Origin of the sequence: Streptomyces yangpuensis (genome assembly GCF_001005295.1) — a bacterium.
In the GTDB taxonomy this organism is placed as follows: domain Bacteria; phylum Actinomycetota; class Actinomycetes; order Streptomycetales; family Streptomycetaceae; genus Streptomyces; species Streptomyces yangpuensis.
Map to the genome: position 1 here is coordinate 1 of NZ_LBMK01000005.1, position 9,539 is coordinate 9,539.

8 protein-coding genes are annotated in these 9,539 nt (G+C 68.7%); 1 reads left to right on the top strand and 7 read right to left on the bottom strand.

The annotated features are described in order from the left end of the window. Nucleotides 1–232: 232 nt before the first annotated feature. From AAT21_RS23975 to AAT21_RS23990, 4 genes are all read right to left on the bottom strand, one after another. Nucleotides 233–856 carry a hypothetical protein gene (locus AAT21_RS23975; protein WP_046779061.1) on the bottom strand — a complete coding sequence of 208 codons (624 nt, stop codon included), beginning with the start codon at nucleotides 854–856 and terminating at the stop codon, nucleotides 233–235. 104 nt (nucleotides 857–960) lie between these two features. After that, the gene (locus AAT21_RS23980; protein WP_046779062.1) at nucleotides 961–1,290 is read right to left on the bottom strand and encodes a nuclear transport factor 2-like protein; all 330 of its coding nucleotides are present in this window, start codon (nucleotides 1,288–1,290) and stop codon (nucleotides 961–963) included. 114 nt (nucleotides 1,291–1,404) lie between these two features. After that, nucleotides 1,405–2,241, bottom strand: coding sequence for a polysaccharide deacetylase family protein (locus AAT21_RS23985; RefSeq protein WP_046779063.1), 837 nt, complete (start codon nucleotides 2,239–2,241; stop codon nucleotides 1,405–1,407). A 239-nt stretch (nucleotides 2,242–2,480) separates the two neighbouring features. Then, a complete protein-coding gene (locus tag AAT21_RS23990; RefSeq protein ID WP_046779064.1) occupies nucleotides 2,481–4,124 on the bottom strand; it encodes an MDR family MFS transporter in 1,644 nt (547 codons plus the stop codon). A gap of 124 nt (nucleotides 4,125–4,248) precedes the next feature. On the opposite strand from AAT21_RS23990, the gene AAT21_RS23995 reads away from it, so the two are divergent. Continuing rightward, nucleotides 4,249–4,830: a TetR/AcrR family transcriptional regulator gene (locus AAT21_RS23995; RefSeq protein ID WP_046779065.1), complete on the top strand. Its 582-nt coding sequence runs from the start codon at nucleotides 4,249–4,251 to the stop codon at nucleotides 4,828–4,830. 343 nt (nucleotides 4,831–5,173) lie between these two features. Here AAT21_RS23995 and AAT21_RS24000 read toward each other — a convergent pair whose 3' ends face one another. The 3 genes from AAT21_RS24000 to AAT21_RS24010 all read right to left on the bottom strand — a co-directional run bounded on the left by AAT21_RS24000 (nucleotide 5,174) and on the right by AAT21_RS24010 (nucleotide 9,305). Continuing rightward, the gene (locus tag AAT21_RS24000; protein ID WP_107081375.1) at nucleotides 5,174–6,040 is read right to left on the bottom strand and encodes an immunity 49 family protein; all 867 of its coding nucleotides are present in this window, start codon (nucleotides 6,038–6,040) and stop codon (nucleotides 5,174–5,176) included. Nucleotides 6,041–6,054: 14 nt separating this feature from the next. Further along, nucleotides 6,055–8,784 carry a hypothetical protein gene (locus tag AAT21_RS24005; protein WP_235439204.1) on the bottom strand — a complete coding sequence of 910 codons (2,730 nt, stop codon included), beginning with the start codon at nucleotides 8,782–8,784 and terminating at the stop codon, nucleotides 6,055–6,057. Between the two features lie 71 nt (nucleotides 8,785–8,855). Beyond that, nucleotides 8,856–9,305, bottom strand: a complete 450-nt coding sequence (locus AAT21_RS24010; protein WP_046779067.1) for a DUF6507 family protein — start codon at nucleotides 9,303–9,305, stop codon at nucleotides 8,856–8,858. Nucleotides 9,306–9,539 lie beyond the last annotated feature (234 nt).

The following is a 9,539-nucleotide window of genomic DNA, read 5'->3' on the forward strand; positions in this document are numbered from 1 at the left end:
TGCTCCAGTGCGGGTCAGAGCAGTCCAGGGAAGCGCTTCCTCGCGGGCGTGAACGCCCGGGGTTCCGCGCCAGATCATGCTGAAGTCCCCCACGACACGGGACCTTCGACACGGGCCGCAGACCATCCGGTGCGGCACCATGGCCACTACGGCACTTGATCCAAGGCCGCGGCCCCGTCGCCCGCCGAGCACTCACGAGGTGCGCGGGGCGACAGGCCCCCGACGGGGAGCCTCAGCGCTGCTTCCCGTGGCCCTGGGAGAACGCCGTCCGGTACTGCTCGCAGCTGGAGTTCCAGCGCAGTGAGCCGTGGAGCGTCCCGTAGCCCGAGCGCGTCACCGACCACTCCACCGTGTACTCACCGGTGTCACAGGCGATCCGCTTGTTCCCCGCGACCTTCTCCCGCCCCGTCGCCGGCCTCCCGGTCAGTTCCTTGCGCACCTGCGCCACCTCGGACCGGTCCGCGCGGCGCAGCACGGCGTGCACGACGATCGGGTGCTCGCCCTCCTTGACCGTCAGCGCCTTCTTCACCACCGTCGAGTCCGACACCGACCAGGCGAACTCGTACGAGGGTTCCCACGCCAGCGTCTTCGGGTCACCGACCCTCCGCTCGTGGTCCGGCGCGGCCGGGTGGCCGGGGCGGGCGACCGTCTTGTAGCGGACCCCGGGATGGAAGCGGAACTGCCCTTCCACCTTGTGCATTTCATCCTTGGTCCACATCGACTTCATGGTCTTCTCGCCGCCCGCCGGGTCCTGGAGGTACGCCCCCTCCGCGGCGGCGGCCTGCGGCAGGAGGGCGGGGGCGAGGGCCGCGGCGGCGGTGGCGAGGGCGAGAGCGGCGGTGCGGGTGCGCTTCATGCCCCGCCCAACGGGGCGCCGGCCCGGGCCGGAACGTCGCCGCCCGGCCTTTCACCCGTACGGGAGCCGGTCCGGGCGGGCCGGGCGGGTCAGGCCGGGGCGGGTCAGGCCTGGCCGGTCTCGAAGCGGCTGATGCGGCCGCCGCCGGGTGCGATGGTGAAGCGCCAGGCGGTGCGCATCTCGCCCCAGGTGTCGTTGCGGTAGTTGACGACGAGGGCGTGGCCCCCGTCGGACTCGGACTGGACGTCCATGTGGCCGCTGGAGTCGAAGATCTCCCGGTCGATCCACTCGTGGAGGTCGCGGTCCGAGCCGTCGTCGGACATGGTCGCGTCGGCGGTCAGCAGTTTCAGGAAGGCGTCCTTGTCGTGCGCGTTGACGGCGGCGACGAGGGCGCCGACCACGGGGTCGGACAGTTTGCCGGGGGCGATGGCCACAGGAACCTCCTGGTCGGGCGTACGTTCGTCCGTGCCCGACCAGGTAACAACGCGCGCGCGGCCGCTTCGGCGACCCTCACCCGTTCGCGCGCCGGACGGCGTGTCAGGCGCGGCTCACGGGGCGTCGGGGGCGGTGCGGACCGGGAAGCCGGTGGGCCGGCCCTGGTCCCGGAGCCAGGCCAGCACCTGGTCGAGGGCTTCGACGGTCTGCGCGCGGTTGCCGCCGCCGTCGTGGAAGAGGACCGTCGGGCCGTTGCCGATCTCGCGCTTGACGGCGTCGACTATGGCGGCCGTGCCCGGCTTCTGGAAGTCCTTGGTGTCGACGTTCCAGCCAAGCGGGCGCATCCCGTTCGCCGCGGCGATACGACGGCTGTCGGGGGTGAACGCGCCGCCGGGGGCCCGGTAGTACTCGACCTTCGCGCCGTTGCCCGCGGCCTCCTCTATGAGCTTCTTCGCGTCCAGGATCTGTCGTTCCTGGTAGTCGACCGGCTTCTTGTCCATGGTCGTGTCGTGGTCCATGGTGTGGTCGCAGAGCCGGTGGCCGGCCGCGACCACCTTCCTGACGAGGTCGGGGTGGGCCTTGGCGTGGGGTCCGACCATGCAGAAGGTGGCCCTGACGTCGTACTTGTGCAGTACGTCGAGCACTTGGGGGGTCCAGCGGGGGTCGGGGCCGTCGTCGATGGTGATGTTGACGGTGTTGCCGCCGCTCTCCGAGGAATGGGCTATGCCCTCGGGTATGCCCTGGCCGGGGCCCGGCCCGCCCGCCCCGTCGCCGCCCGAGGTGTCGGCCCCGTTCGGCCCGGACACGCTCTGGCGGGAGGCCGCGCCGGCGCTTCCCGGTTCCACGAGGGTCGCGACTCCCCAGGCCGCCACCGCCACGGCGACGGCGGACGCGACGACGGCCGCACCGGCCCGGACGCCTTTCCTGTTCGTGTACGTCGAGAAACTCATGAACCGTCCACTCCCCATCCGCTGTGCGAGCGTTCTGTGCATCAGGACGTTCGTCGCCACAGAGGAGTTCCAGTCAAATCGGCCATAAATTCCCCGTAATGGGACTGAAAGGACTGATGGGGCTGATGGGACTTTGATCCTTGATCGCCCACCGTTCCTTCCCGGACGGGCGTGGCGGAAAACGATCCGGCCCCGGCGGACACGTGGTCCACCGGGGCCGGGCTCGTGCGCCGCGCGGGTCAGTGCGCGAGGGATTCCTGCGCCGCGGAAGCGGACTTGGCGTCGGCCGGGGCGGACTCGGCGTCAGTCGGGCCGGACTCGGCGTCGGCGGGGGCGGCCTTGGCGTCGGCGGGGGCCGGGCCGGCGCCCCGGAGCGGGACCTCCTTGACGAACCAGGCCGCCAGGAAGCCCAGTACGGCGACGGCCGCGCCGAGCAGGAAGGCGGAGTGCGTGCCGGCGGCCACCGCGTGCTGGTAGGCCTCGCGCACGGCCTCCGGCAGCTTGGCCAGGCTCGCCGCGTCCAACTGTGCGGAGCCCGCGGCCCCGGCGGCCTCCGGGCCCAGGCGCTCGGACATGGTGTCCGTGACCCGGGAGGTGAAGAGGGAACCCATCAGGGCCACGCCGAAGGAACCGCCGAGCGTACGGAAGAGGGTGGCCGAGGAGGACGCGACACCCATGTCCTTCATCTCCACGCTGTTCTGCGCGACGAGCATGGTGATCTGCATCAGGAAGCCGAGCCCGGCACCGAGGACGGCCATGTAGAGGCCGGACACGAGGCGGGTGGTGCCGGTGTCCATGGTGGCGAGCAGGAACATGCCGACGACCATGAGGCCGCCGCCGACGATCGGGAAGATCTTGTATTTGCCGCTGTTGGTGGTGACGCGTCCGGCGACGAGCGAGACGGCCATCATCGAAAGCAGCATGGGCAGGAGCAGCAGGCCCGAGTTGGTGGCGGAGGCGCCCTGGACCGACTGCTGGAACAGCGGGAGGTAGAGCACGCCGCCGAACATGGCGAAGCCGACCAGGAAGCCGATCACCGACATGAGGGTGAAGTTGCGGCTGCGGAAGATGTGCAGCGGCATGACCGGCTCGGCCGCCTTGGTCTCCACGTAGAGGAACGCTGCGGTCGTCAGCACGCCGATCGCGATCAGGCCGATGATCTCGGCGGAACCCCAGGCGTACTCGGTGCCGCCCCACGTGGTGACGAGCACGGTGGAGGTGATCGCGACGGTGAGCAGTGCCGCACCGAGGTAGTCGATCTTCGGGCGCTGCCGTTCGGCCTGCCGGGGCAGGTGCAGTACGGCGGTGACCATGGCCAGGGCCACGGCGCCGAGGGGGAGGGTGATGTAGAAGGACCAGCGCCAGCCCATGTGGTCGGTGATGGTGCCGCCGACGAGAGGGCCGCCGATCATGGCGAGGGCCATCACGCCGGCCATCATGCCCTGGTACTTGCCGCGCTCGCGGGGCGGGATCAGGTCGCCGATGATCGCCATGACGCCGACCATCAGACCGCCGGCGCCGAGGCCCTGGATCGCGCGGAAGCCGATGAGCTGACCCATGTCCTGGGCCATGCCGCTGAGCGCGGAGCCGATCAGGAAGATGACGATCGAGGTGAGGAAGGCGCCCTTCCGGTCGTACAGGTCGCCGAGCTTGCCCCAGATGGGGGTGGAGGCGGCCGTGGCCAGGGTGTACGCGGTCACCACCCAGGACAGGTGCTCCAGGCCGCCGAGCTCGCCGACGATGGTGGGCATCGCCGTACCGATGATCATGTTGTCGAGCATCGCCAGCAACATTGCGATCATGAGGGCCATGAGGACGACCCGCACGCTGCGTGGCTTCACCTCCTGCGAGGTCTCCGCCGCGGGCTTGCTTGTCTCCACCATTTCCTGTCCACTCCCCTGGGTACTACCTGCCGGAACGGCACTTACTTGCCGCCCGGCTAGTTCACTACACTGGGGACGGTAGACCCGTAACTTGCCGGGCGTCAAGTAAGTACCGAGGAGAGTCATGTCCAGCAGCAGTCCGCAGCGCCGTCGTGGCGACACGCGCCAGCGCATCCAGGACGTCGCACTGGAGCTCTTCGTCGAGCAGGGGTACGAGAAGACGTCGCTGCGCGAGATCGCGGAGCGGCTGGAGGTCACGAAGGCGGCGCTGTACTACCACTTCAAGACCAAGGAAGACATCATCATCAGCCTCTTCGAGGACGTCACACGTCCCATCGACGAGCTGATCAAGTGGGCGGAGCAGCAGCCGCGCACCCTGGAGACCAAGCGCGAGGTGCTGCGCCGCTACAGCGAGGCGATGGCGGCGGGCGCCGCGCTGTACCGCTTCATGCAGGAGAACCAGGCGACGACGCGCGAGCTGAGCATCGGCGACACGGTGAAGAAGCGGCTCTACCGCCTGGTGGAGCTGCTGCGCACGGACGACGGCCCGCTGACGGACCAGGTGCGCTGCGTCAGCGCCCTGTTCACGCTGCACGCCGGGATGATGTTCCTCCAGCACGTCGAGGGCGACCCGGAGGAAACCCGCCTGGCCGCCCTGGAGGTCGCCACGGACCTCATCACGCAGGCCCACCACGAGGAGTCGTAGCGGCGGCGGCCGGCCACAAACCCCATAGGACCCCCCTGACAAGCGTGACGGGCCGACGACGGACGCGGACGAACCGGGGGCCGGGACCGGCTACGGCCAGGCGGGGGCCGGCTCGGCCCGCGGGGCCGCTCGGCGCCGTGCTGACCGGCTGCCCCCTAAATCTGTGCCGTGACGGGTGACGGTCGAAAGCAACGCGCTTCTTCTCCATGTGGGAAACTCCCCCGCCCCAACAAAGCTTCCGACGTTGCGCCCCTGGTCGACTCGGACACGCTCGCAGGGCCGTCGATCTCAGGTCGACAGAGCTGTGCGGCAGAGGCGCCAGCGCCAGCGCCAGCGCCAGCGGTCAAGCATCCACTTCGCCCACCCAGCCGAACTCCAGAAGTTCCTGCGGCAGGTACTCGGACTCGACCTCGATCGGCATGCCGGCATCACGGGCCATGCAGGCGATGGCGAGTGGCCCGAGGGCTACTAGGCCCTCGCCGCTCCGTGCCCGGTCCTCGTTCGCTGTCCAGTACTCCTTGTGCCAGTTCAGTGCGTCGACCAGGGCTTCGTTGAAGAGGTCGTTCTCGCGGGTGGCATAACGGTAGAAGAGGTTGATCGGCGGATACAGGATCTTCAGCATCAGCTCCTTGCTGGCGATCCGCACATTCGCGGGGTCTGTGCCATCGACGGCACGGACCAGGGTGTCCCAAGTCTCCTGCCGACCGTGCCAGTGATGCTGGATGGTCTCGATCCACGCATAGATGTATTCATCGAATTCCGCATCAGAAGCCCGCAGAAAGGACAGGGGAACTTGCGCAAGCTGGTTCACGCGGCTGTTCTCGCGGCAGATCGCAGCCAGGTAGAACGAGGTCAGCCAGTTCCCGGCGTGCAGATACTCCTGCGGTCCGGTCGCCGGCAACTCCCGCTGCTCGCCGTTCACGCCGATCCGGCAGGTGACGGTGCCCACGGTGGCCTGCCCTGCGGCGAACAGTGCAGACCCGGTTTGCATGGCGAGGACCCACGCTTGCCAGGTCGTGAACCGGTCCACGACGGGATCTTCGAGGCAGTGCCACTTCGCTGCCGCGAGCGTCAGCGTGAGCGCGTCATATCGGTCGAACTCGGACGCCGCGAGCCCCGCCAGGGCCTCCTCCGCGCCCTCGAGCACCGGCGCCATGGTCTCGCTCACGTTGACCGCGGCGAAGTCGTGTCGAGCAATGTGCGTAACCATACGCCCTCGTCTCATCAGTCGATCTTCATACGTTCCATGAGTGCACCAGCGTAGGTGGAGCCGGGGGCGTCTTTCGCCTTCACCAGGACGTAATCGAGCCTGCCTTCCTTCAGCGCATCTCGCAGGAGCTTTGCGATCCTGGCGTCCTCGCCACCGCGAAGCATCATCTCGGCGAAGATGGTGCGAAGGTAGGGCCTGGTGCCCTGCTTGACCCTCAAGCCTTGAGCCCCACCGTTGTCGCCGACATTCGGATTCTCGAGATCCTCGGGGTCGGCACGCCCGTTGCGCCAATCAAGATCACCCTTGGGGGCCTTGGCCTCCACTACGAGGTAGCGGTCTTCCGTGCGGAGCGCGTACACGGCATCGAACATATTGGCGCCGTTGGGTGTCTTAGGGAGCGTTATCGGATCCAAGCCGCGATTCTTGAATTCGTTCGGGATGACATGCAGTTCCGCTGCCCGCTCTCCGAGCCTTTCTGCGATCTTGCTGTTGTTCGGGATTCCGGGAAGTTGCTTGTCGTACGCCTTCTGGGCTGCGGCCAGTGCATTCGCGTTAGAGGTGGAGGCGTTGCCGTCGAACGCCTTCTGCGCGCTCGTAAGGTCCATCGAAACCTTGCGGTTCGCCGTTGCGGCATTCAGATCACCGAGATGCTGGGGCGGCGCGGTGTCAGGCCCGAGGTGTTTGGCGCCGTACCTGATCTCGGACGGCCCATGGGGCATGTCGTGCTTGGAGATCCAATTTCCGTCCGCATCCTTCTTCAGGATGGGCAGTTCGACGCCGTCCACGAGCGCCCTCTTCGACACGCGGTGACCGTCTATGTGGTAGTGCTTCTTGAACCACGCCGGGTCCTCGTTCGCCAGGCGTACGTGCTCGTTCTGCAGCTCCTTACGCCGCTCTGTGGAAATCGGTTCTCCGTCCGGGCGGGCGCCGGATCCATTGATGGCGTCGCCCGCCTGCACGGCATCGTCGGCGCCGTGGCCCAGGTCGTCGACGCCGCGTGTGCCCGGGCTGTCCGGGAGGTGGTCGCCGCCCGTGCCCGGGCCGTCCGGGTGGGTTCCGCCCGTGCCAGAGCCGTCCCCGTGCATGGCTCCGGAGCCCGGCCCGTCCGGGCGGGCACCGGCCGTGGATGGGGTGTCCGGGTGGGTGACGCCTGTCGGGGACGGGGTGTCGCCGCCGCGCGTAGGCTGGTTGAGGTCGTTGCGGGGCATGTTGTCCGGGGCGTGGCCGCCCGAGGCGTGGTCCAGCGTGTGGACCGGGTCGGAGATGTCGGAGCCGAGGTTGATGCCGTTGTCGCCGCCGCGGACGCGGGCGCCGACCAGGTCGCGTTCCGGGACCTTGGCCGTGGCCGGGGTGTCGACCTTCGGTGCTTCGGTGCGCGGCACGTCCGCGCCCGCGTCCGGCCGGCCCTTCGGGGCGTCCTTCACGTGCTGGGTGATCGCGCCGTCCGCGTCGTAGATGTTGCCCTTGGGGTCCATGAACTTCGGCGGGCCGTCGACGGGCAGCTTGACCGTGCCCGGGGGGAACGTGGTGGTGCCCTCGGGGAGTTTGATGTTGCCGTCCGGGAGCTTGACCGCCCCTTCGGGGATGGCCGCGCCGGAGGGGAGGTGGATGGCACCGTCGGGCAGCATCACGGCACCGTCGGGGAGGGCGATCACGCCGTCGAGGTTGATGCTCGGGACCTCGAACTTGCCCGCGCCCTTCAGACCGGCCATCACGTCGCCGATCTTGGAGAAGCCCGCGCCGGCGCCCTTGAAGACGTACGTCATGGGGTCGACCACATGGCCGGCCTTGCCCGCGACCGAGAGCGCCTTCGCCACGGCGCCCGCCTTGCCCGCGCCCGAAACGGCACCGCCCGTGCCGCCCGTGGCGATGGTGGTGATCACGTTGAAGGTGACCGCGCCTGCCGCGCGACCGGGGTTGGAACCCCACTGGTCCCACGCGAGCAGCGCCTTGCCCGTCTCCTTCATCGCGGTGCGCGACTCACGCAGGTAGGCGGGAAGCTTGTCGTCCGGGACCGCCATGTACAGCGCACCCACACCGGGGATCATGGCGATCGACAGGCCGGTCCCGAGTTTCGCCAGGCCCGCCCACGACTGCTTGAACGTATCCCAGCCCTGAAGGCCGACCAGACCGCCCAGGCCCTTGAGAGTCCCCCACACTCCGTCGACGAAAAAGCCCTTGCCGTACTCCCAGACGTGCTCCCACACCTGCCATCCGGGAATGGACTCCTCCACCGCGTCACCCCACGGCAGGGACTTGGCCTGCTTCATCGCCTCGGCGTCGTAGCCGTACATGTCCGGGGCGTTGGAGCCGTCGTTCACGCGCAGGGGCTTGCCGCCCACCAGCGCGACGATCTTCGCGTGGGCGGCCCGCTCCACCTCGTGGAACTCCTCCCACACCTCGGCGATCTCGTTGCGGCGATCGAGGTTCTCGTCAATCAGGCTGCCGTCTTCACGCCACTTCTCGTCGTCGGCGACCTTCGTACGGAACGCCTCCGCCTCCGCCTTCAGCTTCTCCAGCTTCTTGATGACGGGTGCGGCGTCGCGTGAGTACGTGCCCAGCGCGCCAGCGATGGTGCACATGTCAGAGCTGAGCTTCAGGCCGAGGTCCGAGACGGGCTTCGTCGTCGCGAAGAGCTGGTCCGCCTCGGGTGCCTGGTAGAAGGCCTGCAGGCCGCCGAAGCTGGTGTGGACGTCCGAGGCCTTCGTTGAGACCGTGGCCCCGCCCGACGAGATCTCCTTCACCTTCTCGTCCAGGACAGCCAGGTCCCCCGTGAAGACCGGTACCTCGGCAGGGTCGACTGGTGCGTTCCCGCTCACTTCTCGCCCCCGCTCTTCTCACGCAGGATGTCGAGGTTCACGGACTTCGCCGCGTCCTGGGCGGCCTTGGCCTGGTCCAGGTCGCCTTCCAGGTACTCGTTCGTGGCCTTGACCGCGCCGAGGATGCACGCCTCGATCCGCTCGGCCATCGACTTGAACTCCGGCTTGCGGGCCGTCAGGTACTCGCCCAGGGCGGCCGCCACCGGACCCATCGCCTTCTGCGGCGCCACGAAGGCCGCACCCGGAGCCGGCCCCGCCCCCGGAGCCAGCGGACCCTGCGCAGTCATCCCCGACTGCGAACCTGGAACGGCCGTCCCCGCGGCCTGCGCCGCCTCCGACATGGCCGTAAGCAGCGCGTTCAGGGCCTTCTCCAGCTCGCCGGCGTTCCCGCCGACGGTCTTCAAATGGCCCTGCACACCCTGCGGCTTGATGTCCCACGACGTCATCGACAACCCACCCCCGTGAACCCGACTTCCCCACCAACCCGCTGACCCGCTGACCTGCCGACCTGCCGACCTGCCGACCTGCCGACCTGCCGAAACGATCCTGCTCAGCCGATGTTGTCGACCGCGGCCTTCGCACGCTGCAGCGTCTGGCGCGCGGTCGCGTCGTTCTTCTCCAGCGTCGTGTTCAGCAGCTGGATGATGTTCTTGACCTCCTGCGAGGCGTTCTTCCACCGC